General features: G+C 72.1%; 18 protein-coding genes. 6 read left to right on the top strand and 12 right to left on the bottom strand.

The window, feature by feature from the left end:
• Positions 1-3 precede the first annotated feature (3 nt).
• The 5 genes from IF88_RS0113015 to IF88_RS0112995 all read right to left on the bottom strand — a co-directional run bounded on the left by IF88_RS0113015 (position 4) and on the right by IF88_RS0112995 (position 10,594).
• Positions 4-1,632, bottom strand: coding sequence for a succinic semialdehyde dehydrogenase (locus IF88_RS0113015; RefSeq protein ID WP_030710430.1), 1,629 nt, complete (start codon positions 1,630-1,632; stop codon positions 4-6).
• A gap of 93 nt (positions 1,633-1,725) precedes the next feature.
• On the bottom strand, positions 1,726-3,393 hold the full coding sequence (locus tag IF88_RS0113010; RefSeq protein WP_030710428.1) for a serine/threonine-protein kinase: 1,668 nt from the start codon (positions 3,391-3,393) through the stop codon (positions 1,726-1,728).
• Positions 3,394-3,518: 125 nt separating this feature from the next.
• Complete coding sequence (locus IF88_RS0113005; RefSeq protein ID WP_030710425.1) at positions 3,519-6,149, bottom strand: protein kinase; 2,631 nt, start codon at positions 6,147-6,149, stop codon at positions 3,519-3,521.
• 78 nt (positions 6,150-6,227) lie between these two features.
• A complete protein-coding gene (locus IF88_RS0113000; protein WP_107050526.1) occupies positions 6,228-8,726 on the bottom strand; it encodes a protein kinase domain-containing protein in 2,499 nt (832 codons plus the stop codon).
• 161 nt (positions 8,727-8,887) lie between these two features.
• Positions 8,888-10,594 carry a glycerol-3-phosphate dehydrogenase/oxidase gene (locus IF88_RS0112995; RefSeq protein ID WP_030710419.1) on the bottom strand — a complete coding sequence of 569 codons (1,707 nt, stop codon included), beginning with the start codon at positions 10,592-10,594 and terminating at the stop codon, positions 8,888-8,890.
• Between the two features lie 230 nt (positions 10,595-10,824).
• Between IF88_RS0112995 and IF88_RS0112990 the strand changes: the two genes are divergently transcribed.
• The gene (locus IF88_RS0112990) at positions 10,825-12,054 is read left to right on the top strand and encodes a nucleotide sugar dehydrogenase (protein ID WP_030710418.1); all 1,230 of its coding nucleotides are present in this window, start codon (positions 10,825-10,827) and stop codon (positions 12,052-12,054) included.
• Between the two features lie 119 nt (positions 12,055-12,173).
• Positions 12,174-12,647 carry a hypothetical protein gene (locus IF88_RS0112985; protein WP_030710417.1) on the top strand — a complete coding sequence of 158 codons (474 nt, stop codon included), beginning with the start codon at positions 12,174-12,176 and terminating at the stop codon, positions 12,645-12,647.
• 75 nt (positions 12,648-12,722) lie between these two features.
• Here the strand turns inward: IF88_RS0112985 and IF88_RS0112980 are convergent, their stop codons facing one another.
• The 4 genes from IF88_RS0112980 to IF88_RS0112965 form a co-directional block, all read right to left on the bottom strand.
• Entirely contained in the window at positions 12,723-13,847 is a 1,125-nt protein-coding gene (locus IF88_RS0112980; protein ID WP_030710415.1) for a GuaB3 family IMP dehydrogenase-related protein, read from the bottom strand.
• A 144-nt stretch (positions 13,848-13,991) separates the two neighbouring features.
• Entirely contained in the window at positions 13,992-15,491 is a 1,500-nt protein-coding gene (guaB, locus tag IF88_RS0112975; protein WP_030710413.1) for an IMP dehydrogenase, read from the bottom strand.
• 112 nt (positions 15,492-15,603) lie between these two features.
• Complete coding sequence (locus IF88_RS0112970) at positions 15,604-16,233, bottom strand: sigma-70 family RNA polymerase sigma factor (protein ID WP_030389108.1); 630 nt, start codon at positions 16,231-16,233, stop codon at positions 15,604-15,606.
• 348 nt (positions 16,234-16,581) lie between these two features.
• Positions 16,582-17,193: a response regulator transcription factor gene (locus IF88_RS0112965; RefSeq protein WP_003948568.1), complete on the bottom strand. Its 612-nt coding sequence runs from the start codon at positions 17,191-17,193 to the stop codon at positions 16,582-16,584.
• Between the two features lie 389 nt (positions 17,194-17,582).
• On the opposite strand from IF88_RS0112965, the gene IF88_RS0112955 reads away from it, so the two are divergent.
• Entirely contained in the window at positions 17,583-17,909 is a 327-nt protein-coding gene (locus tag IF88_RS0112955) for a WhiB family transcriptional regulator (RefSeq protein ID WP_030710411.1), read from the top strand.
• 185 nt (positions 17,910-18,094) lie between these two features.
• Here the strand turns inward: IF88_RS0112955 and IF88_RS0112950 are convergent, their stop codons facing one another.
• Positions 18,095-18,994, bottom strand: coding sequence for a LysR family transcriptional regulator (locus tag IF88_RS0112950; RefSeq protein ID WP_030710408.1), 900 nt, complete (start codon positions 18,992-18,994; stop codon positions 18,095-18,097).
• A 91-nt stretch (positions 18,995-19,085) separates the two neighbouring features.
• Between IF88_RS0112950 and IF88_RS0112945 the strand changes: the two genes are divergently transcribed.
• The 3 genes from IF88_RS0112945 (at position 19,086) to IF88_RS0112935 (ending at position 21,400) form a co-directional block, all read left to right on the top strand.
• A complete protein-coding gene (locus tag IF88_RS0112945) occupies positions 19,086-19,772 on the top strand; it encodes an MOSC domain-containing protein (RefSeq protein ID WP_030710407.1) in 687 nt (228 codons plus the stop codon).
• 31 nt (positions 19,773-19,803) lie between these two features.
• Positions 19,804-20,577, top strand: coding sequence for an SDR family NAD(P)-dependent oxidoreductase (locus IF88_RS0112940; protein ID WP_030710405.1), 774 nt, complete (start codon positions 19,804-19,806; stop codon positions 20,575-20,577).
• Positions 20,578-20,689: 112 nt separating this feature from the next.
• A complete protein-coding gene (locus IF88_RS0112935; RefSeq protein WP_030710399.1) occupies positions 20,690-21,400 on the top strand; it encodes an ester cyclase in 711 nt (236 codons plus the stop codon).
• A 73-nt stretch (positions 21,401-21,473) separates the two neighbouring features.
• Here IF88_RS0112935 and groL read toward each other — a convergent pair whose 3' ends face one another.
• Both groL and groES read right to left on the bottom strand, forming a co-directional pair.
• On the bottom strand, positions 21,474-23,102 hold the full coding sequence (gene groL, locus IF88_RS0112930; RefSeq protein ID WP_030710397.1) for a chaperonin GroEL: 1,629 nt from the start codon (positions 23,100-23,102) through the stop codon (positions 21,474-21,476).
• 112 nt (positions 23,103-23,214) lie between these two features.
• Positions 23,215-23,523: a co-chaperone GroES gene (gene groES / locus IF88_RS0112925; RefSeq protein WP_030011064.1), complete on the bottom strand. Its 309-nt coding sequence runs from the start codon at positions 23,521-23,523 to the stop codon at positions 23,215-23,217.
• Positions 23,524-23,743: the final 220 nt, after the last annotated feature.

The raw sequence follows: 23,743 nt of genomic DNA, 5'->3' as shown, positions 1-23,743 counted from the left end.
CCCTTAGCGCAGTCGGAGGGCCTTCATGATCTTGAGGCTGCGGGTCATGAACGCCGCGTACTTCTCGTCGTCCATGCCCAGCGAGGGCGCCATGGGGAGCAGCCGCTGGTGGGCGACGGTCTGGGCCTCGGTGTACTTGAGGATGCCCTCGGAGCCGTGGCGGCGGCCGAGGCCGGAGTCCTTCATGCCGCCCATGGGGGCCCGGGCGCTGCCGTAGGCGGGGGCGTAGCCCTCGTTGATGTTGACGGTGCCGGTGCGCAGGCGGACGGCGACGGAGTGGCCGCGGCGGGCGTCCTTGCTCCAGACGCTGGAGTTCAGGCCGTAGGCGGTGGCGTTGGCCTCGGCGATGGCCTGGTCCTCGTCGGTGAAGCGGTAGATCGAGACGACCGGGCCGAAGGTCTCCTCGCCGCACACCGCCATCGGCGCCTCGACCCCGTCGAGGATGGTGGGCTCGTAGAAGAGGGGGCCGATGTCGGGGCGGGCGGTGCCGCCGGCGACGAGGGTGGCGCCCTTGGCGACGGCCTCGTCCACGTGCCGCTGTACGGTCTCCAGCTGGCGCTCGCCGACCAGGGAGCCCATGTCGGCGCCGTAGGCCAGCGAGCTGCCGAGCCGCATGGCCTTGGTGCGGGCGGCGAACCGCTCGACGAAGGCGTCGGCGATCGAGGCGTGGACGTAGAGCCGCTCGATGGAGATGCAGAGCTGGCCCGCGGAGGAGAAGCAGGCGCGGACGGCGCCCGCGGCGGCCTTCTCCACGTCGGCGTCGTGCAGGACGAGCATGGCGTTCTTGCCGCCGAGTTCGAGGGAGACCCCGACGAGACGGTCGGCCGCGCCCCGGGCGACCTCGCGGCCGGTGCGGGTGGAGCCGGTGAAGGAGACGTAGTCGGCGTGCCGGACCACCTCGGGGCCGACGACCGGGCCCTCGCCGAGGACGATCTGGAAGACGTCGGCGGGCAGCCCGGCTTCGATGAGCAGGTCGCGGGCCCACAGGGCGGTCAGGGCGGTCTCGGTGTCGGGCTTCATGACGAGGGCGTTGCCGGAGACGAAGGCGGGCAGGGCGTCGCCGACCGACAGCTCCAGGGGGTAGTTCCAGGGGGCGATCTGGCCGACGACCCCGCGCGGCTGGCGCAGTTCGGTGACCTTGGTGAGGGTGGGCATGGCGCCCGTGTGGCCCTTGGGGCGCAGGTACGAGGGTGCCTTCCTGCCATAGTGGCGGGCGGCGATGGCGACCGCCTGGACCTCCTCGTGGGCGTGCAGGCGTGCCTTGCCGGTCTCCAGCTGGATCAGGTCGAGGACCTCGGCCTGCCGGTCCAGGACCAGGTCGTGGAAGCGCAGGAGCACGGCCGCCCGCTTGGCGACGGGGACGGCCGCCCAGGCGGGCTGGGCGGCGCGGGCCCGTTCGAAGGCCTCGGCCACGTCCTCGGGGGTGGCCTCGGGGAGCTCAGCCAGCCGGTCCCCGGTGAAGGGTGTGTGGTTGGCGGTGCGCCCGGAGCCGAGCACTCCGCGGGTCAGCCGGGCGACCAGATCGGGGGTCACCACGTCGGCGGCGGTGCGGGCACCGGCCGGGGCCGGGGCGACCGGGTTGGTGGGTTCCGGTGCGGTGCGGAGGGGGGCCGGGGCCTGCGAGTCCGTCATGCCGGTGAGCGTATTGCGCCGGACAGTCTTTGGGTACCCGCCGGTAACCGGATTTTGCCATTTCCGCCAGTGATCGCTGGCAGGATGACGGGATCAGGGCTTCTGGGCGGGCGACTCCCAGCCGCTGAGCACGATGTCGAACTGCTGCTCGGTCGTGGCCCAGTCGGCGACCGGGCTCGACATGTAGATGGCGTACTCCGTGCCGTCCTGGGCCACGTACATCTGCTCCTTGGCCCTGCGCGGACCGGGGTGGTTCTGCTTCTCCGTCCAGCTGAAGTCCCAGAGCGCGGCCCGGGTGCTGTCCCGGAAGGTGTTCTGGTTCATCCGCACCTTCTTGTAGTCGGTCCGCTTCGCCACCTGCTTCTCCAGGTCGACCAGGTGCTCCAACGGGGTCCCGTAGTCCGGGGTGGAGTCGGAGGCGATCCGGATGAAGTGCTTCCCGTCGTCCGGGGTGTAGTCGATCTGGTCGCCGTTCGCCTTGCGCGTCCAGCCCTCCGGGACGAACAGGGTGAAGCCGGCGATGGGGTCGGTGACCTTGGTGTAGCCGGCCGGCGGGGCCGCAGCCTGCGGCTTCCCGCCCCCGTCCTTCACGTCGGGGGCGTTGACGTTCTTGTCCGCGCCGCCGCTCCCCGCGTCGCCGGTGTACTTGAGCACCCCGAACACACCGCCGCCACCGAGCAGCGCCGCCACCAGGGCGATGCCCGCGGCCCGCTTGAGCCAGCCGCTCCCCGGGTCCACGGGCGCGGGTACCGGCGCGGTCGCGGCGGGTTCCGGCAGCGGGGCCGTCTGCGAGGTCGTCTGCGCGGCCGGCTGCGCCGCCGTGTGCCCGCGCTCCGCCGGCGCGGCCGGCTCGGCGGACGGCTCCTGCGCCGGGGCCAGTTCGTCCTGGGTCACCGCGCGCGTCGGCACGTACGCCTGCGCCGCCTTCGGCTCCCGGCCCTCCATCGCCTCCAGCAGCATCCGCTCGGCCTCGTCGGCCGAAGGACGCTCCACCGGGTCCTTGCGCAGCAGGGCCGTGATGACCGGGCCCAGGGCCCCGGCCTGGCGCAGGGCCGGCGGCTCGTCGTTCACCACGGCCTGCAGGCTGGAGATGGGCGACGTACGGCGGAACGGCGAGCGCGCCTCCACCGCCGTGTAGAGGGTGGCGCCCAGCGACCACAGGTCCGAGGACGGATCGGGGATCCCGCCGGTGACCCGCTCGGGAGCCAGGTAGTCGATGGAACCGACGATCTCGCCGGTCCGCGTGATCGAGGAGTCGCCCTCGATCGCGGCGATCCCGAAGTCCGTGAGCAGCACCCGGCCGTCCTTGGCCAGCAGCACGTTGCCCGGCTTCACGTCGCGGTGCAGTACGCCGACCGCGTGGGCGGCGCGCAGCGCGCCCAGCACGTGCAGCCCGATCCGGGCCGCCTCGCGGGGCTCGATCCGCCCGGCCGCCTTGGCCGCCTCGGCGAGGGAGGGGCCGTCGATGTACTCCATGACGATCCACGGCCGGTCGTCGTGCTCCAGCACGTCGTGCACGACGACCACCGCCGGATGCTGGATCCTGGCCGCCGCCCGGGCCTCCTTCTGCGTCCGGGCGTGCATGACGTCCCGGTCCGCCTGGGCGACGTACAGACCCGCCGTCAGTTCCTTGACCGCGACGGTCCTGTGGAGCAGCTCGTCATGCGCGCGCCACACCTTGCCCATGCCGCCGCGGCCGATCGGCTCGACGAGCCGGTACCGGCCCGCCAGCACGGCGCCCCCACCTGTCTGCTGTTCCACGAAATCCCGCCGCTCTCTGCACTTCAGGCCAGATTACGGAGCCCACGGGGGCTGCCGGAACCGCCCGGCCGCCGAAAGGCCGCACTGTGACGCAATCGCCGTACTGATCCGTCGTCAGTATCCGCTCATCCGCCCGACTTGTAACTCGTCGTGGCCTTTTCGAAGACCTCGGTGACCTTGGACTGCTCGTCCTCCGGGCCCGTGACCAGGACGACGTGGTAGCTGCCGCCCAGCGCGACGACGAAGTTGCGGGCGAAGACGTTGCGGCCGGTCCCGTCGATCCACGTGTACCGGCCCGTGGCCTGCAGCTGCTGGCCCACCTTGGTGGTCTTGACGTCCCCGACGGTCGACCAGGTGGACGTGCGGTACGGGGTCAGCTCCGGCTCCTTGTCCTTCTGGTACGCCGCCGGGTCGGGATTGCCCTGGACCTTGTCCCGGCCGGGGACCACCGTCAGGACGAACGGCCCGTTGGTGTACCGCACCTGGCCCGACTCGTTGATCCCGCGCCGCTCCCAGCCCTCGGGGACGGCGATCTCGAAGTGCTCCGGGTCCTGCTGCGTGGTGTAGCCGGGCGGGGCGGAAGCGGGGGCGGCCGGTGACGAGGCGGGCGCGGTCGTCTGCGGCGCGGGCTTCGACTCGGGCGTACCGGTGGGCACCTGCGAGGGACTCGGCTTCGACGACGGCCGCGCGGTGCTCCCGCGGGCGTCACCCTGCTGCTCCGGGGTGCCGGAGCGGGGCATGAACAGCATCGCGTACGCCACGGCCCCGGCCAGCAGGACCAGGATCCCGACGAGCAGGGCCCGGCCGAGGGCGCGCGGCTTGCGGGGCGCGGCGGGATTGCGGTGCCGCCCGTGGACCTCGCCGCGGCGGCGTACGACGGGCAGCCGCGCGGGATCCGGCTCCGGCATCGGGAGCATCCCGAACCCGGCGTCCGGCTCCGGGGCGGACCGTACGAGCGAGCGCAGCCAGCCGCGGAGCTCCTCGAAGTCGGGCCGCTCGGTCGGGTCCTGACGCAGCAGCGACTCCACGACCGGGCGCAGCGCCCCGCACTCCTCGGCGAAGGCGGGCGGTTCGGCACAGACCATGTCGACGAGCTCGGCGACGCTGTCCTCGGGGTACGGGGCGTGCCCCTGCACCGCGCGGTACAGCAGGGCGCCGAGCGCCCAGAGGTCGGTGGCGGGCCCGACGGGGGGCGCCAGCTGCCAGTGCCCGAGGACGGGGCCGGCCTGTTCGGGAGCCCAGCGCTCGGTGACGGCGCCGACGACGGCCATGCGCGTCTGGCGCGCCCGCTCGGCGTCCAGCCCGGTCCGGGGTCCGGCCCAGCCGGCCGCGGCGGGACCGGGACCGGGACCGGGACCGGGACCGGGACCGGGACCGGGACCGGGACCGGCCGGCTGCGGACGATCGGGGTCGGCGGGTGCCGGCACGGGGGCCGAGGACGGGGCCGGGGCCGGGGACGGCAGGTTCGGGGCTTCGGCCTGGTGGTAGCCCTGCGGCAGGGCGAGTTGGGCGGGCAGCGCGGGCGGCTGCGCCGGTGGGTCGGCCCGGCGGTGCGGTTCCGGCACGGGCCCGGGCTGCGGCCCTGCCGGGGGCTCCTGCGGGGCCTGAGCGTCCCGGGCCGGCTCCTGGTCCGGCGCCTCCTGCGGGTCCGGCTCCTGCGGGGCCGGCAGCGCCGGGCGGTTGCGGGGGGTCGCACCGTGCCAGGGGGCGGCGGAGGCCGTCTCCGGGCCGCCGTACGGGTACGAGTACCCCTGCGGGAGGGTCGACCCGTGCGGCCTCTGCTCCGGCACCACGACGGGATCTGTCTGGCGCTGCTCGCCGACCTTGGCGGCGGCGGCCCGCGCCCCGGCCCGGTAGGCGGCGATGGCCCCGGCCCGCGCGGCGGCCTGGAGGTCGGGCCGGTCCTGTGGTCGGTCCGGGGTGATGTGATCGGTGTACCGGGGTCCGGTGTCGTACCCGGGAGCCACGAGCGGGGCGTACCCGGCGGAGGTGTCCGGCGCGGGACCGGGCTCGGGCGCCGGGGCGGGGGCGGCCGTCGGGGCCGGAGTCGGAGTCGAGGCAGGGGCAGGCGCAGGGGCAGGCCCCGGCGCGGGAGTCCACCCCGGACCCGGAGCCGGAGCCGGGGCGGGAGCCGTGGCGGGAGCCGCGCCCCAGCCCCCTCCGCCGTCGGAGTCGGCGGCGCTCGGGACGGGGTCGTAGCCGCACAGGGCCTCCTCCGCCGCGCCGGCCGCCAGGCCCGTCAGCACGACCCGGCCGTCGTCGCACACCAGCACCGTCCGGACGGTGATGTTCCGGTGCGTCCAGCCGTGCGCGTGCAGCACCCGCAGCGCGGTCAGGACGTCCGACGCCACCTCAGCCGCCCTGTAGGGACTGAGCGGTTCATCGGCTATCAGCGCGGCCAGCGGCCTGGCCGGGACGAGTTCGCTCACTATCCACAGCGACTCGCCCTCGGCGAACACGTCGAAGACCTGGTCCAGCCGGGGATGGTCCGGAATCGAGGCCGCCGCCTGCGCCGCCTCGATGGCACGCCGCACGGCCGGCAGATCGCCGGGCGAGCGGCGCGCCGCCGCCGGGACGGGCCGCGGCCCGTCCAGCAACTCGGCGTCCACGACCTCCGGCAACGGCACCTGCCGGACGAGGACTTCCTGCCCGCTGCGCGTGTCGAAGGCCCGGGTCTCGACCAGCTCGTACTCGTCGGACGGCGGCAGCGGCAGACGGTAGCGGCCGGCCAGGATCCGGCCCGCGTACTCCTCCACATCGCCTCCCCCGAGTGCGTCGGGCCCCCCAGGGCCCCGCTGACACGATACGTCGCCGGGGGCGCCCGCGTCCCGGGGTCAGCCGAGCGGCTGGAAGGTCTCGAAGGCGGTGTTGCGCATCTGGGTGCACTCGGCGCCGTCCCACTGGTCGGCGGCGCAGCTGATCATGATGGCGTAGCCGTGCGTGGCGTCCAGCTTGAAGCCGCGGTTGAGCACCCGGACCTTCATCCCCTTCTGCTCCCGCTCGAACTCCCAGTCCGCGACGGTCGGATAGCCCCGGTAGTCCACTTGGTCGATCCGGAGCGTGCGGTATCCCTTGCTGCTGCCGGCCACATTGGCGACCGAGTTGGTCCAGGCGAGGCGCGCGTCGTCGCCCGGCTTTTTGGTGTAGTCGACCTGGATCCGGGGGAAGCCGCCGCTTTCGCGGGCGTATATGCCGCCGGAGTTCTCGCCCGCTATGTCTATGAGCTTGAAGCCCTCGGGCATCGCCATCGAGAAGTGGAACCCGAATTCCTGCATCATGGCGTATCCCGCCGGGAGCGCGGCGCCGCCGGCGCCGCCGGAGGTGGCGCCCTGACCCTGGCTCGCGGCCGGGGACTGCTGGCCCTGGCCGGGCTCGCCGCCTGTACCGGTGGTGGTGCCGGTGCCGGTACCGCCATTGGCACCGGCGCCCGCACTGCCGTTGCCGTTGCCGGCCGAATCGCCGGTGTTCCCCGAGGGCTTCGGGGAGGCCTGCTTGTTGGGGGCGGAGGCGCTCGGCTGCCCGCCCTTGCCCTCGTTCTTGGCGCCCTTGTCGTCGCCGCTCATGGCGTAGGCGATCAGCGAGCCGACCACGGCCAGCACCACGACCACGGCCGCTATCGCGAGCGCGATGGTGCGCCGGGGCATGACGTCGGTGAGCGGCGCCGCGACGGGGGACGGCTTGGCCTTCGGCGGCTCCGCGGCCGAGACGGCCGGCGTGGCCGCCGCGGCGGTGGCCGCCTTGCGGGCCGACTTCAGTGCGGCGCGGGCGCGTTCGCGCTGCTCGCGCTCGCGGCGTTCGCGTTCCTTCTTCGCCGCCTTCTCGGCCGCCTTCTCCGCGGCGGCCTTCTCCGCGGCCGCCTTGGCGTCCGCGAGCGATATCTGCCGGGTCTCCTCGGCGGCGGCCGGGGCGGCCACGGGGGCCGGCACCGGCTCGGGCGCGTTGACCACGGCGGTGAGCAGGGCCCGCGCCCGGGCGTCGTCGAGCCGCAGCGCGGGGTCCTTGACCAGCAGGCCGTAGATGACCTCGGCCAGCGGTCCGGCGTTCTTCGGCGGGTCCACGGGCTCGGTCATCACCGCGGTGAGGGTGGCGAGCGCGGAGCCCTTGTCGTACGGGGGCACTCCCTCGACCGAGGCGTACAGCAGGCCGCCGAGCGACCACATGTCGGCGGGCGGGCCGGGCTTCTGGCCGCGGGCGCGCTCGGGGGAGATGTAGGAGGGGGCGCCGACGAGCATGCCGGTGGAGGTGACGGAGGGGTCGCCTTCCACCTGCGCGATACCGAAGTCGGTGAGGACGACACGGCCGTTTCCGGCGATGAGCACGTTGGAGGGCTTGACGTCGCGGTGGAGGATGCCCTGGCCGTGCGCGGCGCGCAGCACGTCGAGCACGGCGAGGCCGACCTCGGCGGCGCGACGGGGGGTCAGCGGACCGTTCTCCCGTACGAACTCGGCGAGCGAGGGGCCCTCGATGAGCTCCATGACGATCCACGGCCGGCCGTCCTCGTCGACGACGTCGTAGACGGTGACGGCGCCGCCGCTGCGGATCCGGGCGATGGCCTTGGCCTCGCGCAGGGTGCGGGTGATGAGGCGGCGCTTCTCGTCCTCGTCGACGCCGGTGCTGAAGCGGAGCTCCTTGACGGCGACCGTGCGGCCCAGGGTCTCGTCCTGGGCCCGCCAGACGGTACCCATGCCGCCCTTGCCCAGCACGGCTCCCAGCCGGTACCGCCCGGCCAGCAGGCGTCCCTCGTCCTGCCCGCCGCCGGCCGCCTTCGCCGCCGCGGCCTTGACGGCGGCCGCCATGGCATCCGCCTTCTCGACTACGGGGTTGACCCCTTCGCCCGCCTTGGTCGGCGCGGCCTTCCCCGCTCCCGCCCCCGGCTTCGCAGCCGAAGCTCCGGCCACGGGCTTCGCGTCTTCGGGCTCGGCCTCGGACTTGGCCGCAGGCGCGGCCTTGCTCAGCTTCGGCTTCGCGGCGGCCCCCTCGGCGTTGCCGGGCTTCGCCACGTCGGCGGGTACGCCGGAAGGCTCGGCCTTCGCCGCCGCAGGCGCGCCCTTGCTCAGCTTCGGCCTCGCGGACACCGGCCGGGCGTCCTCGGGCTCGGGCTTCGCCGCGGGCGACCCGGCAGCCTTCGCGTCGTCAGGCTCCGCCGCAGGCGCGCCCTCGGCCTCCGCCTGCTCGCTGCTCGGCTTCGCCGCCTCGGCCGCGACGGCCGGCTCCTCACGGACGGGCTTCGCCACAGGTGCCCCGGAAGGCGCGCGGCCAGCCGAAGACTTCACACTGTCAGGCGTCGCCGCAGGCGACCCCGCAGGTGACTCGGTGTGCTCCGGCTTCGACATGCGTCCCCTCTGCGATCCTGCCGCTGCTCCGCCTGCCCCGGCGGCTGAGCGACCCGGCGGCCGGGGCCCGCGATAACCCGCCCCGGCAGAACCCTCATTGTTCCTCACTCCGCAACGGACGGACCCCCCGGGTCCGCGGTTCCCCGTCGCGCATTCCGGAGTTACAACGGAACGATGTCGGGCGCCCCCAGCCGCGCCGCGTCCGCGGTCTGGTCGTCCGGCTGACGCTGCGACTCCCGCTCCGCCTGGACCCGCTTCTCGTAGTGTTCCACTTCCTTCGCGATCTGCTGCTCGTCCCATCCCAGCACCGGAGCCATCAACTCCGCGCACTCCCGGGCCGACCGCGTCCCCCGGTCGAAGGTCTCGATCGAGATCCGGGTCCGGCGCGTCAGCACGTCGTCCAGGTGGCGCGCCCCCTCGTGCGAGGCCGCGTACACGATTTCCGCCCGCAGGTAGTCCTCCGCCCCGGTCACGGGCTCGCGCAGTCCCGGATCGGCGGCGATCAGCTCCAGCAGTTCCTCCGTCAGCGACCCGAACCGGTTCAACAGGTGTTCCACCCGCACCACGTGAAGACCCGTCCGGGCCGCCATCCTGGCCCGCCCGTTCCACAGCGCCCGGTACCCCTCCGCCCCCACCAGCGGGACGTCCTCCGTCACGCACTCCGCCACCCGCTGGTCCAGTCCGTGCACCGCCTCGTCGACGGCGTCCTTCGCCATGACCCGGTACGTCGTGTACTTGCCGCCGGCCACCACCACCAGCCCGGGCACCGGGTGCGCCACCGTGTGCTCGCGCGAGAGCTTGCTCGTCGCGTCCGACTCCCCGGCGAGCAGCGGCCGCAGGCCCGCGTACACGCCTTGGACGTCGTCGCGCGTCAGCGGCACCGCCAGCACCGAGTTCACGTGCTCCAGCAGGTAGTCGATGTCCGCGCTGGACGCCGCCGGGTGGGCCTTGTCCAGGTCCCAGTCGGTGTCCGTGGTCCCCACGATCCAGTGCCGCCCCCACGGGATGACGAACAGCACCGACTTCTCGGTCCGCAGGATCAGCCCGGTGCTGGAGTGGATCCGGTCCTTCGGCACGACCAGGTGGATGCCCTTCGAGGCCCGCACGTGGAACTGCCCGCGCTCCCCGATCAGCGCCTGGGTGTCGTCCGTCCACACCCCCGTCGCGTTGACCACCTGCTTCGCGCGGATGGCGTACTCACCGCCGGCCTCCACGTCCCGCACCTGCGCGCCGACCACCCGTTCACCCTCGCGCAGGAAGCCGATGACCCTCGCCCGGTTGGCGCAGTGCGCCCCGTACGCCGCGGCCGTGCGCACCAAGGTGGTGACGTACCGCGCGTCGTCCATCTGGGCGTCGTAGTACTGCAGGGCCCCCACCAGCGCGTCCTTGCGCAGCGCCGGAGCCACCCGCAGGGCTCGCTTGCGCGACAGGTGCCGGTGCACCGGCAGGCCGCGCCCGTGCCCGCTGGAGACCGACATCGCGTCGTACAGCGCGACGCCCGAGCCGGCGTACAGCCGCTCCCAGCCCTTGTGCTGCAAGGGGTACAGGAAGGGCACCGGTTTCACCAGGTGCGGGGCCAGCCGCTCCAGCAGCAGGCCGCGCTCCTTCAGCGCCTCCCGTACGAGGGCGAAGTCGAGCATCTCCAGGTACCGCAGGCCGCCGTGGATCAGCTTGCTGGACCGGCTGGAGGTGCCGGACGCCCAGTCCCGCGCCTCCACCAGGCCGGTCGACAGGCCCCGGGTGACCGCGTCGAGCGCGGTGCCGGCGCCGACCACGCCCGCGCCCACCACCAGGACGTCCAGTTCCCGCTCGGCCATCCGGGCGAGGGCCTCGGCCCGCTGCGCCGGCCCCAGTGTCGCTGTCCTCACGGCTGCCTCCCGTTGGTGCGGGTGAGATCCCGCTCACATGCCCCCGTTTCACGATTCTGACCGCCCGCACCCACATCAGCCACCGCCTGTGGACAACACAACGATGACCTTTGCCCCGGAATGCGACATATCTGTCATATATACGCCTAGTCTGACATTGCGCCAGCTCCCCTGCCCCCTGGAGAACTTGCGCGGCAGCCCCCTCATGTCAGGGAAGGGACGGCACCCCCATGCCCGCAGATCTCGCCGTCATCGGACTCGGCCATCTCGGCCTCCCGCTCGCCCAGGCGGCCGTAGCCGCCGGGATCGAGACGGTCGGCTACGACAGCGGTCCGGTCACGGACTCCACCCTCACCGCCGCCGAGATCCGCCGCATGTCGGCGGCCGGCTTCCGGGTGACCACCAACCCCGCCGAGCTCGGCAGGGTCCGCACGGCAGTCATCTGCGCCCCCACCCAGCTCGGCGCCGACCGCGCACTGGACCTCTCCGCCATCGGAGAGGCCGGACACGCGCTCGCCGCCCGGCTGCGCCCGCACACCACCGTGATCCTCGAATCCGCCGTCCACCCGGGCGTGACCGAGGACTACCTGCGGCCGATCCTCGAAGCGGGCTCGGGCCTCCGGGCCGGCCGGGACTTCCACCTGGCCTACTCCCCCAGCCGCCACGACCCCGGCAACCGGACCCACGGCATCGCCAACACCCCCAAGGTGATCGGCGGCCTCACCCCCGCCTGCACCGAGTCCGCGCACGCCTTCTACGCCCGCCTCACCGAGAAGGTGGTCCGCGCCCGCGGACTGCGCGAGGCCGAGACCGTCCAGCTCCTCGAAACGAACTACCGGCACGTCAACATCGCCCTCATGAACGAGATGGCGGTCCTCTGCCACGACCTGGGCGTCGACCTGTGGGACGTCATCCGCTGCGCCGAGACCAAGCCGTACGGGTTCCAGGCCTTCCGCCCCGGCCCCGGGGTCGGCGGCCACGGCGTCCCCCTCGACCCGAACTACCTCCCCCACACCACCCGCACCCCCGGTCACCCGCTGCGCATGGTCGGCCTGGCCCAGGAGATCAACAACCGGATGCCGCAGTACGTCATCCAGCGCTCCGCCACCCTGCTGAACGAGCACGGCAAATCGGCCCGCGGCGCCCGCGTCCTGCTCCTGGGCGTCACCTACAAGCCCGACCTCGCCGATCAGGAGGGCTCCCCGGCCCGCGAGATCGCCAGCCGCCTCCTCGACCTGGGGGCGCTGATCAGCTACCACGACCCGTACATCACGGGCTGGCGGGTCAGGGACCAGCCGGTCCCCCGTGCCGAATCTTTGTACGAGGCGGCGGCCAACGCCGACCTGACGATCCTGCTCCAGCACCACCGCACCTACGACCTGCAAGGTCTCGCCGTGAAGGCACAGCTGCTGCTGGACACGCGCGGCGCCAGCCCGGTGGGCGCGGCCCACCGCCTCTGACGGCCGGGAAATCCTCCCTGTGAATGTCCGACGGGACTGCTAGCCTGCGGCGTCACTTATCTCGCACATACGTCCCCAGGACACGTGTGCCCCGCGAATCCCTGGGGGGGATTTCCCACATGAGCCAGAACTTCACGCCGCCCGCGCCCGACTCCTTCAGCCCGGCGCCCGCCCCCGCCCCGGCCCGCACCGGCAACTTCGGTCTCGGCATCGCCGCGGCCGTCGTCGCGGCCCTCGTCGCGGCGGGCGCGTACGGCGGCATCATGAACGCCATCGACCGCGAGATCGGCTACGCCGCGATCGGCGTCGGCCTCCTCGTCGGCCTCGCCGCCGGCAAGGTGGGCGGCCGCAACCCGATCCTGCCCGTGATCGCCGTCGTGCTCTCCCTCGGCGCCGTCTACCTCGGCCAGGTCTTCTTCATCGCGCTGGCGATCGCCGACTACGGCAACGTCGGCGTGGGCGAGGTCTTCAGCGAGGTCGGCGTCGGCGGCCTGAACGACCTCTGGAAGGAGAGCGCGGACATCATGTCCTTCGTCTTCCTCGGGATCGGCGGCTTCGCCGCCTTCGGCGCGGCCAAGAAGGTCGGCGACTGACCGGGCCACACCCCGTACGCCGGAGGGCCGGCACCCCACACGGGGTGCCGGCCCTCCGGCGTACGGGCGGAGCGGTCAGCGGCTGTGCTGCGAGTCCGCGATGGTGACCTCGACCCGCTGGAACTCCTTGAGCTCGCTGTAGCCGGTGGTGGCCATCGAGCGGCGCAGGGCACCGAAGATGTTCATCGAGCCGTCCATGGTGTGCGACGGGCCCGTGAGGATCTCCTCGGTGGTGCCCACCACGCCCAGGTTGACCTTCTTGCCGCGCGGCACGTCCTCGTGGACGGCCTCCATGCCCCAGTGGTTGCCCTTCCCGGGCGCGTCGGTGGCACGGGCCAGCGGGGAGCCCATCATCACGGCGTCCGCGCCGCAGGCGACGGCCTTCGGGATGTCGCCCGACCAGCCCACGCCGCCGTCGGCGATGACGTGCACGTAGCGGCCGCCGGACTCGTCCATGTAGTCGCGGCGGGCCGCGGCCACGTCCGCGACGGCGGTCGCCATCGGGACCTGGATGCCGAGCACGTTGCGCGTGGTGTGCGCGGCGCCGCCGCCGAAGCCGACCAGGACGCCCGCGGCGCCGGTGCGCATCAGGTGCAGGGCCGCCGTGTAGGTGGCGCAGCCGCCCACGATGACCGGGACGTCGAGCTCGTAGATGAACTGCTTCAGGTTCAGCGGTTCGGCGGCGCCCGAGACGTGCTCGGCCGACACCGTGGTGCCGCGGATCACGAAGATGTCCACGCCGGCGTCGACGACGGCCTTGGAGAACTCGGCGGTGCGCTGCGGGGAGAGCGCGGCGGCGGTGACGACGCCCGAGTCGCGCACCTCCTTGATCCGCCGGCGGATCAGGTCCGCCTGGATCGGCGCGGAGTAGATCTCCTGGAGACGGCGGGTCGCGCACTCCTCGTCCAGCTCCGCGATCTCGTCGAGCAGCGGCTGCGGGTCCTCGTACCGGGTCCACAGGCCTTCGAGGTTCAGCACGCCGAGGCCGCCGAGCTCGCCGATGCGGATCGCGGTCTGCGGGGAGACGACCGAGTCCATGGGGGCGGCCAGGAACGGGAGCTCGAAGCGGTACGCGTCGATCTGCCAGGCGATCGAGACCTCCTTCGGGTCCCGGGTACGCCGGCTCGGGACGATGGCGATGTCGTCGAACGCGTACGCCCTGCGGCCGCGCTTGCCGCGCCCGATCTCGATCTCAGTCACGTGTGGTGGCCTTTCCTCTGGGTCTGCCCGTCCAGTATCCCCGAACCCCGGGGGCCCGCGTTCCGGTGACCGCTGTACGGACGAGCGGCCCCACGCCGAAGGGGCGGGCCCCGGTCTCCCGGGCCCGCCCCTCCGGGTCGGCTGCTATCCCTTGCGGGAGTAGTTCGGCGCTTCCACCGTCATCTGGATGTCGTGCGGGTGGCTCTCCTTGAGGCCCGCCGAGGTGATCCGGACGAAGCGGCCCCGGTCCTGCAGCTCGGGGACCGTGCGGCCGCCGACGTAGAACATCGACTGGCGCAGGCCGCCGACGAGCTGGTGCACGACCGCGGAGAGCGGGCCGCGGTACGGGACCTGGCCCTCGATGCCCTCGGGGATGAGCTTGTCGTCGCCGCCCACGCCCTCCTGGAAGTAGCGGTCCTTGGAGAAGGAGCGCTGGTCGCCGCGGGACTGCATCGCGCCGAGCGAGCCCATGCCGCGGTAGGACTTGAACTGCTTGCCGTTGATGAAGAGCAGCTCGCCCGGGGACTCCTCGCAGCCCGCGAGCAGCGAGCCGAGCATCACCGTGTCGGCGCCCGCGACGAGCGCCTTGGCGATGTCGCCGGAGTACTGGAGGCCGCCGTCGCCGATGACCGGGACGCCGGCCGCCTTGGCGGCGAGCGAGGCCTCGTAGATCGCGGTGACCTGCGGGACGCCGATGCCGGCGACGACGCGGGTGGTGCAGATGGAGCCGGGGCCCACGCCGACCTTGATGCCGTCACAGCCGGCGTCGATCAGCGCCTGGGCGCCGTCGCGGGTGGCGACGTTGCCGCCGATGACATCCACGGTGGAGTTCGACTTGATCTTGGCGACCATGTCGCCGACCAGGCGGGAGTGACCGTGGGCGGTGTCGACGACGATGAAGTCGGCGCCCGCCTCGATCAGGGCCTGGGCGCGCTCGTACGCGTCGCCGGCGACACCGACGGCCGCGCCGACGAGCAGCCGGCCGTCCTTGTCCTTGGCGGCGTTCGGGTACTTCTCGGCCTTGACGAAGTCCTTGACCGTGATGAGGCCCTTGAGGATGCCCGCGTCGTCGACCAGCGGAAGCTTCTCGATCTTGTGGCGGCGCAGCAGCTCCATGGCGTCCACGCCGGAGATGCCGACCTTGCCCGTGACCAGCGGCATCGGGGTCATGACCTCGCGCACCTGGCGGCCGCGGTCCGACTCGAAGGCCATGTCGCGGTTGGTGACGATGCCCAGGAGCTTGCCGGCGGCGTCGGTGACCGGGACGCCGGAGATGCGGAACTTCGCGCAGAGCTCGTCGGCCTCGCCGAGGGTCGCGTCCGGGTGCACCGTGATCGGGTCGGTGACCATGCCGGACTCGGAGCGCTTGACCAGGTCGACCTGGTTGGCCTGGTCGACGATGGAGAGGTTGCGGTGCAGCACGCCCACGCCGCCCTGGCGGGCCATCGCGATGGCCATGCGGGCCTCGGTGACCTTGTCCATGGCCGCGGACAGCAGCGGGACGTTCACCCGGACGTTCTTGGAGATGAGGGAAGAGGTGTCGATCGCGTCAGGCGACATGTCCGACGCGCCCGGCAGCAGCAGCACGTCGTCGTAGGTCAGTCCGAGCGTGGCGAATTTGTCGGGCACTCCGTCGGCGGTCATGACACCTTCCCAATGGTCTTGCTCAGCGCGGATGTCCATGCTAACGGGATCCCGACGCGTCTCATTCCACGACCAAGGTCAAGCAGAAGATTCGTCGCTTCCTACGACTCTCCTACTGCTCGGCGAGTGCCCGCAGCCTGCTGAGCGCCCGGTGCTGTGCCACGCGCACGGCTCCGGGGGACATTCCGAGCATCTGCCCGGTCTCCTCCGCGGTCAGCCCGACGGCCACCCGAAGGACGAGGAGCTCGCGCTGGTTCTCCGGCAGGTTGGCCAGCAGCTTCTTGGCCCACGCGGCGTCGCTGCTGAGCAGCGCCCGCTCCTCAGGGCCCAGCGAGTCGTCGGGCCGCTCCGGCATCTCGTCGGAGGGCACGGCCGTGCTGCCCGGGTGCCGCATGGCGGCCCGCTGCAGGTCGGCGACCTTGTGCGCGGCGATGGCGAAGACGAAGGCCTCGAAGGGCCGCCCGGTGTCCCGGTAGCGGGGCAGGGCCATCAGGACGGCGACGCAGACTTCCTGCGCCAGGTCCTCCACGAAGTGACGAGCGTCACCCGGGAGCCGCGACAGCCGCGTGCGGCAATAGCGGATCGCGAGGGGGTGCACGAAGGCGAGCAGGTCGTGCGTGGCCTGCTCGTCGCCCTCGACGGCCCTGCGTACGAGCGCGCTGACACCCCCGGCACTACCGCCTTTGGCGGCGCCGGTGGGGCCTGTGGCCGCGGGTGACCCCAGGGCCTCGTCGTCGCGCATCAATCCATGGTGCCTTGGCGCCGGAGCATCCGCGGCACCGTGGCCCTTGTTGTGCATCGAAGCGTTATGAGCGGGTGCGCCTGAGCTCGTCATCTGCGCCCTCCCCTCCCGCTCGGCCGAATAGTCTCCGAGAGACTCCACACCCTCAAGGATGCGGCATCGCGCACGAAGCGAGACGTCCCCCGGATTGTGCCCCGCCAACCCCCGGGTGCGCACCGGGTACGGCGGGACAGGGCTACACCGGAATCGAGGGCGGCGCGCCGCCCCGTCCGCGCTTGGCGGACGGGACCGCTCTCGACGATCCGCGGTCTGCGGCGGACCGGTCCGGGCCCGGCCCGGACCTGCGGGTCAGCGGACCAGACCCCAGCGGAATCCGAGTGCCACGGCGTGCGCCCGGTCCGAGGCGCCGAGCTTCTTGAACAGCCTGCGGGCGTGCGTCTTGACCGTGTCCTCGGAGAGGAAGAGCTCGCGCCCGATCTCCGCGTTGGAACGGCCGTGGCTCATGCCCTCCAGCACCTGGATCTCGCGCGCGGTGAGCGTGGGCGCGGCGCCCATCTCGGCCGAGCGGAGCCGGCGCGGGGCCAGTCGCCAGGTCGGGTCGGCCAGGGCCTGGGTGACCGTGGCCCGCAGTTCGGCGCGCGAGGCGTCCTTGTGCAGGTAGCCGCGGGCGCCGGCGGCGACCGCGAGGGCCACGCCGTCCAGGTCCTCGGCGACCGTCAGCATGATGATGCGGGCGCCGGGGTCGGCCGAGAGCAGCCGACGGACCGTCTCCACACCGCCGAGCCCGGGCATCCGTACATCCATCAGAATCAGGTCGGAGCGGTCGGCACCCCAGCGGCGGAGGACTTCCTCGCCGTTGGCAGCCGTCGTCACACGCTCGACGCCGGGCACGGTGGCAACCGCGCGACGGAGCGCCTCTCGGGCAAGCGGGGAGTCGTCGCAGACGAGGACGGATGTCATGACCGCCCTCCGCAGCTGCTGATGCGCGTCACCTTGAGCCTCCAGGCTGGTACGTATCGTCACCTGTGCGGTCGATGCCCCCGGACACCTGTCCGAGAACTTATTGGTTCAACCGCCTTCGCACTCTCAACGATGGTCACTCGAAAGAGTTACGGGTCGGACGGACACCTTCGGCACTCTACGTGAGGAAGCGATCACGGCGGTGACGCCACAAGCCACCTGTCCTCCATCTGGAGCTATGCCCTATTTGGCGGCTTTCCTTCCGTTTGGCACGTGTCTGAGGCTAGATTCCCAATGAGTCATATTTACATCTACTCCGACAGTAGGTGTGGAGACCCTTGGAGACATCGACCGTATCCGCCTCAGTACCGGCACCAAGAGGACTACCAATGGCAGATTTCTCCCGCCTCCCCGGACCGAACGCCGACCTCTGGGACTGGCAGCTGCTGGCTGCCTGCCGCGGGGTCGACAGCTCCCTCTTCTTCCACCCGGAAGGCGAGCGGGGCGCGGCCAGGAGCGCGCGCGAGGCCTCGGCTAAAGAGGTCTGCATGCGATGCCCGGTCCGCGCGGAATGTGCCGCGCACGCACTCGCCGTCCGCGAGCCCTACGGAGTGTGGGGAGGCCTGACCGAGGACGAACGCGAGGAACTGATGGGCCGCGCCCGGCACCGTCTGATCCCGGCGTCGAGTGCGATCGGGCCGATCGCTCCGGACTGAGCACTCGACGAAACGTCCGAAGGAACGTTTCTGCGAATCACCTGCACGCCCGGGCGTGTCGCCTCCGGGCCCGGAGTTCACGCGTTCGGCCGTACGCACCCCGCTGAGTGTGTGCGTACGGCCGGTCGCGCGGCGCGACCGGCGCGTGCGCGTGGTCGGCCGAGCCCGGCCGCCCGGCGCGGTCGTCAGCGCGTGGCGGCCCGCTCCAGCTCGGCCAGGGTCGCGGCCACCGCCGGGACCCGGGCCAGGTCGGGCAGGGTCAGCGCCACGACCTCCCGCTCGACGGCCGGCTCCACGACGAGCGTGCTCACGCCCTTGGCCCGTACGGACTCCACCGCGAGCTCCGGCAGCACCGCCACTCCCAGCCCCGCGCCGACCAGGCCGACCACCGCCGGATAGTCGTCGGTGGCGAAGTCGATGCGGGGGGTGAAGCCCGCGCCCTCGCACACCTCCACCAGATGGCGGCGGCAGCGGGGACAGCCCGCGATCCAGGGCTCGTCGGCCAGCTCCGCCATGCCCACGCGCTCCGCCCCGGCCAGCCGGTGCCCGTCCGGGACCAGCCCGACGAGCCGGTCCGTCAGCAGCGGCCGCACCACGAGGTCCTCCCACTCCGCGGCGGAGCCGGCGGCCCCGCCGTAGCGGAAGGCGAGGGCCAGGTCGCAGTCGCCCTCGCGCAGCATCTCCACCGACCGCGGCGGCTCCGCCTCGACCAGCGAGATCCGGGTGCCCGGGTGTTCGGCGCGCATCGCCGCGAGCGCGGTCGGCACCAGCGTGGAGCTGCCGCTGGGGAAGGACACGAGGCGGACCCGGCCGGCGCGCAGCCCGGCGATGGCCGCGACCTCCTCCTCGGCGGCGGTCAGCCCGGCCAGGATCCCGGCGGCGTGCCGGACCAGGGCTTCACCGGCCTGGGTCAGCCGCATCTCGCGGCCGGTGCGGATGAGCAGCGGCGTGCCGGCCGACTGCTCCAGCGCCTTCATCTGCTGAGAGACGGCGGGCTGGGTGCAGCCGAGCTCGCGGGCGGCGGCGGAGAAGGATCCGGTCCCGGCGACGGCGCGCAGAACCCGGAGATGACGTGCCTCGATCACCCTTCGATCATAAGCCCTGCTTTGACTGCCGTGCGAATCCCACTGGGACTCTTTGGGTCCCGCTCGCCGCTAGCGTGTCCCCATGGGCACCATGCAACTGATCTCCGTGAACCTCGGCCGCGCCACGGCCGTCGACTACACCGACGCCGAGGGCGGGGTGACGGGCATCGGCAAGCGCCCCGTCCCCGGGCCGGTCCGCGTCAGCGCCCCCGGCCCGAAGGCCACCGGGCGCGGCAGCGGCCTGGAGGGCGACGCCGTCTGCGACCGGCGCCACCACGGCGGCGATCACCAGGCCGTCTACGCGTACGCGCGCGAGGACCTGGACTGGTGGGCGGGCGAGCTGGACCGCGAGCTGCCCGGCGGGATCTTCGGCGAGAACCTCACCACCTCCGGCATCGACCTGAACACCGCGCGGCTCGGCGACCACTGGCGGGTCGGCGCGGACCTCGTCCTCGAAGTGGCCTCGGCCCGCATCCCGTGCCGGACCTTCCAGGGGGTCCTGGGCGAGGGCGGCTGGGTCAAGCGGTTCACCCAGGCCGCCCGGCCGGGCGCGTACCTGCGGGTGATCCGGGAGGGATCGGTCTCCCCCGGCGACCCCGTCGAGATCGTCCACCGGCCGGACCACGACGTGACGGTGGAGATGTGGTTCCGCGCCTTCACCACCGAACGCGTGCTGCTGCCGCGCACCCTGGCGGCCGGGGCGGCGATGGAGCCGGAGGCCCACGAGCGGGTGCGCCGGTACATGGAGAAGCACGGGGCCGGCGCCGGGGCGCGGTAGCACCGTCACCCGGGGCGGCTAGGTTGCGCCTATGACGACTGCGTTGATTACGGGATCCACGGCGGGCATCGGCGCCGCCTTCGCCCGGCGGCTCGCCGCCCAGGGGCACAACCTGGTGCTGGTGGCGCGCGACACCAAGCGGCTCGGCGAGCAGGCCACCGAGCTGCACGACCGGCACGGCATCGAGGCCGAGGTGCTGGCCGCCGACCTCGCCACCGAGGAGGGCATCGCGGCGGTGGAGCAGCGCCTCGGCGACCGGACGCACCCGGTGGACCTGCTGGTCAACAACGCCGGATTCGGCAACAAGGGCCGTTACCTCGAAGTCTCCATGGCCGACGAGCTGACCATGCTGAAGGTGCACATCGAAGCGGTCCTGCGGCTGACCTCGGCGGCCACCGAGTCGATGCGCTCGCGCGGCCGGGGCGGCGTGATCAACGTGGCCTCGGTCGCCGCCTTCGTGCCGCGCGGCACGTACGGGGCGAGCAAGGCCTGGGTCGTGCAGTTCACCCAGGGCGCGGCGCGGGACCTGGCGGGCTCCGGGGTGCGGCTGATGGCGCTGTGCCCCGGCTTCGTGCGCACGGAGTTCCACCAGCGCGCCGGCATGGGCACGGACAACATCCCGGGCTGGATGTGGCTGGACGCCGACAAGCTGGTGGCGGCGGCCCTGGCCGATCTGGCGCGGGGCAAGACGGTGTCGATCCCGGACCCGCGGTACAAGGCGCTGATGGGCGTGGTGAAGCTGACGCCGCGCGGGCTGCTGGGCGGGGTGTCCTCGCGTACGGGCCGCAAGTACGGACCCCAGTAGCGTTCGTGACCCGTCGGTGCGCGCGACCCGTCGGTAAGCCGCCGCCGGGCCCGCCAAACGGGCGAACCCTCCCTAAACTGGACATGTCCCATCTCCAGCGGGAGGCGACGCGATGACATTCGTACAAGTGATCGATTACGAGACGAAGCGGTTCGATGAGATGAACGCGCTCATCGACCGCTGGGCGGAGCAGAGCAGCGGCCGGCGCACCGCCACGCACACGATGATCGGCCAGGACCGCGAGGCCCCGAGCCACTACGTGGACATGGTGGAATTCGCCTCGTACGAGGAGGCCATGAAGAACTCTCAGCTCCCGGAAACGGACCGGATGTTCAAGGAAATGGTGGCCCTCTGCGAAGGAATGCCGAAGTTCATGAACCTCGACGTGGTCCGCGACGAGCACCTCAACAAGCAGCTCGCCGACCGCGTGTTCCAGGAAGCGGCCATGAAGGGCGACATGAGCGTCCTGGACGAGTGCTTCGCGACGAACTACATCGACCACGACGCCAGCAAGGAGGAATCCACCGCCATCGGACGCGACGCCATGCGGTCGGACATGGAGACCTGGCGCGCCGCCTTCGACATGACCTTCGAGCCGACGGCCCAGCTGGCCGACGGCGACATGGTCACGACGGTGTGGAACTGGCGCGGCACCCACAAGGGGACGTTCATGGGGGTCGCACCGACCGGGAAGACGTACGAGATGTCCGGGACCACCACCTTCCGGTGCCTGAACGGAGAGATCGTCGAGGGCTGGTGGCATTACAACCCCGGAGCGCTGCAGCGCCAGATGGGCGGCTCGGGATCGCCCTACGGATCCTGAGGCCCAGGGCCGAACCACACGGAAGGCCCCGTTCCGCGGCTGCGGAACGGGGCCTTCTCTGCGTGGTGCGCGATCAGTGGCTGTGGCCGTGACCGTGGCCGTGACCGGCGTCGCCCTCGTCCTCCGCCGGCTTCTCGACGACCAGGGTCTCGGTCGTGAGCAGCAGGGAGGCGATGGAGGCGGCGTTCTCCAGCGCGGAACGGGTGACCTTCACCGGGTCGATGACGCCGGCCTTGACCAGGTCGCCGTACTCGCCGGTGGCGGCGTTGAAGCCCTGGCCCTTGTCGAGCTCGGCGACCTTCGAGGTGATGACGTAACCCTCGAGACCGGCGTTCTCGGCGATCCAGCGCAGCGGCTCGACGGCGGCGCGACGCACGACCGCGACACCGGTGGCCTCGTCGCCCGACAGGCCGAGGTTGCCCTCCAGGACCTTCACGGCGTGGACGAGCGCGGAGCCACCGCCGGAGACGATGCCCTCCTCGACCGCGGCGCGGGTCGCCGAGATGGCGTCCTCAAGGCGGTGCTTCTTCTCCTTGAGCTCCACCTCGGTGGCGGCGCCGACCTTGATGACGCAGACGCCGCCGGCGAGCTTCGCCAGGCGCTCCTGCAGCTTCTCGCGGTCCCAGTCCGAGTCGGTGGACTCGATCTCGGCCTTGATCTGGTTGACGCGGCCGACGACCTCGTCGGAGCTGCCGCCACCGTCGACGATGGTGGTGTCGTCCTTGGAGATGGTCACGCGGCGCGCGGAGCCCAGTACGTCCAGACCGGCCTGGTCGAGCTTGAGGCCGACCTCCTCGGCGATGACGGTGGCACCGGTGAGGGTGGCCATGTCCTGGAGCATCGCCTTGCGGCGGTCACCGAAGCCGGGGGCCTTGACGGCGACCGCGTTGAAGGTGCCGCGGATCTTGTTGACGACGAGGGTGGAGAGCGCCTCGCCCTCGACGTCCTCGGCGATGATCAGCAGCGGGCGGGAGCCGCCGGCCTGGATGACCTTCTCCAGCAGGGGCAGGAGGTCCTGGATCGAGGAGATCTTGCCCTGGTTGATCAGGATGTACGGGTCGTCGAGGACGGCCTCCATACGCTCCTGGTCGGAGACCATGTACGGGGAGAGGTAGCCCTTGTCGAAGGCCATGCCCTCGGTGAACTCCAGCTCCAGGCCGAAGGCGTTGGACTCCTCGACGGTGATGACACCGTCCTTGCCGACCTTGTCCATCGCCTCTGCGATGAGCTCGCCGACCTGCGAGTCCTGCGCGGAGAGCGCGGCCACGGCGGCGATGTCGGACTTGTCCTCGATCGGGCGGGCGGTCGCGAGGAGCTCCTCGGAGACGGCCTTGACCGCGGCGTCGATGCCCTTCTTCAGGGCGGCCGGGGAGGCGCCCGCGGCGACGTTGCGCAGACCCTCGCGGACCAGCGCCTGGGCCAGCACGGTGGCGGTGGTGGTGCCGTCACCCGCGATGTCGTTGGTCTTGGTCGCCACCTCCTTCACGAGCTGCGCGCCCAGGTTCTCGTACGGGTCGTCCAGCTCGACCTCGCGGGCGATGGTGACACCGTCGTTGGTGATGGTGGGGGCGCCGAACTTCTTGTCGATGACGACGTTGCGGCCCTTGGGGCCGATCGTCACCTTGACCGTGTCGGCAAGCTTGTTGACGCCGCGCTCGAGGGCGCGACGGGCGTCCTCGTCGAACTTCAGGATCTTCGCCATGGGAGCGGTTCAGCCCTCTCGAAAACTCGGGTTTAACGAACTGCGCCCCTCGCCGCCCGGCAATCAGCGGGGTGACCAGGGGCGCAGCTCAAAGCAGTACTGATGAAGAGAATTACTTCTCGACGATCGCGAGCACGTCGCGAGCCGAGAGGACGAGGTACTCCTCGCCGCTGTACTTCACTTCGGTGCCGCCGTACTTGCTGTAGAGCACGATGTCGCCGACGGTGACGTCCAGCGGGAGACGCTGGCCGTCCTCGAAGCGACCCGGGCCCACCGCGAGGACGACGCCCTCCTGGGGCTTCTCCTTCGCAGTGTCCGGGATGACCAGGCCGGAGGCCGTGGTCTGCTCGGCGTCGAGCGGCTGGACCACAATGCGGTCCTCAAGCGGCTTGATGGCAACCTTGGAGCTGGCGGTCGTCACGATCCGACCTCCCCCTTCGGAGATCCGGGGTTAACTGTCTGAGGTGGCGACCAGGTCGATCCGTCGTCGCGGGTGCCGGATCTGCCTGTCGCTGTGTTGGCACTCACCAGGGGCGAGTGCCAGGTGCGAGACTATTCCGGCGATTAGCACTCGGTCAAGCGGAGTGCCAATTCTGGCCGCCGGGGGTGTCGTTTTCCCCGGGCCCCACCCGGACCCGCGG

Source organism: Streptomyces sp. NRRL F-2580, assembly GCF_000720115.1.
Lineage (GTDB): Bacteria > Actinomycetota > Actinomycetes > Streptomycetales > Streptomycetaceae > Streptomyces.
This window is presented reverse-complemented; position numbering and strand designations above follow the sequence as displayed.

What these genes read in the sequence shown, in the direction of transcription:
- IF88_RS0113015 (WP_030710430.1), bottom strand. Translation starts at nt 1,632, where the DNA reads ATGACGGACTCGCAGGCCCCGGCCCCCCTCCGCACCGCACCGGAACCC.
- IF88_RS0113000 (WP_107050526.1), bottom strand. Translation starts at nt 8,726, where the DNA reads ATGTCGAAGCCGGAGCACACCGAGTCACCTGCGGGGTCGCCTGCGGCG.
- IF88_RS0112990 (WP_030710418.1), top strand. Translation starts at nt 10,825, where the DNA reads ATGCCCGCAGATCTCGCCGTCATCGGACTCGGCCATCTCGGCCTCCCG.
- IF88_RS0112985 (WP_030710417.1), top strand. Translation starts at nt 12,174, where the DNA reads ATGAGCCAGAACTTCACGCCGCCCGCGCCCGACTCCTTCAGCCCGGCG.
- guaB (WP_030710413.1), bottom strand. Translation starts at nt 15,491, where the DNA reads ATGACCGCCGACGGAGTGCCCGACAAATTCGCCACGCTCGGACTGACC.
- IF88_RS0112970 (WP_030389108.1), bottom strand. Translation starts at nt 16,233, where the DNA reads ATGCGCGACGACGAGGCCCTGGGGTCACCCGCGGCCACAGGCCCCACC.
- IF88_RS0112965 (WP_003948568.1), bottom strand. Translation starts at nt 17,193, where the DNA reads ATGACATCCGTCCTCGTCTGCGACGACTCCCCGCTTGCCCGAGAGGCG.
- IF88_RS0112955 (WP_030710411.1), top strand. Translation starts at nt 17,583, where the DNA reads ATGGCAGATTTCTCCCGCCTCCCCGGACCGAACGCCGACCTCTGGGAC.
- IF88_RS0112945 (WP_030710407.1), top strand. Translation starts at nt 19,086, where the DNA reads ATGCAACTGATCTCCGTGAACCTCGGCCGCGCCACGGCCGTCGACTAC.
- IF88_RS0112940 (WP_030710405.1), top strand. Translation starts at nt 19,804, where the DNA reads ATGACGACTGCGTTGATTACGGGATCCACGGCGGGCATCGGCGCCGCC.
- IF88_RS0112935 (WP_030710399.1), top strand. Translation starts at nt 20,690, where the DNA reads ATGACATTCGTACAAGTGATCGATTACGAGACGAAGCGGTTCGATGAG.
- groL (WP_030710397.1), bottom strand. Translation starts at nt 23,102, where the DNA reads ATGGCGAAGATCCTGAAGTTCGACGAGGACGCCCGTCGCGCCCTCGAG.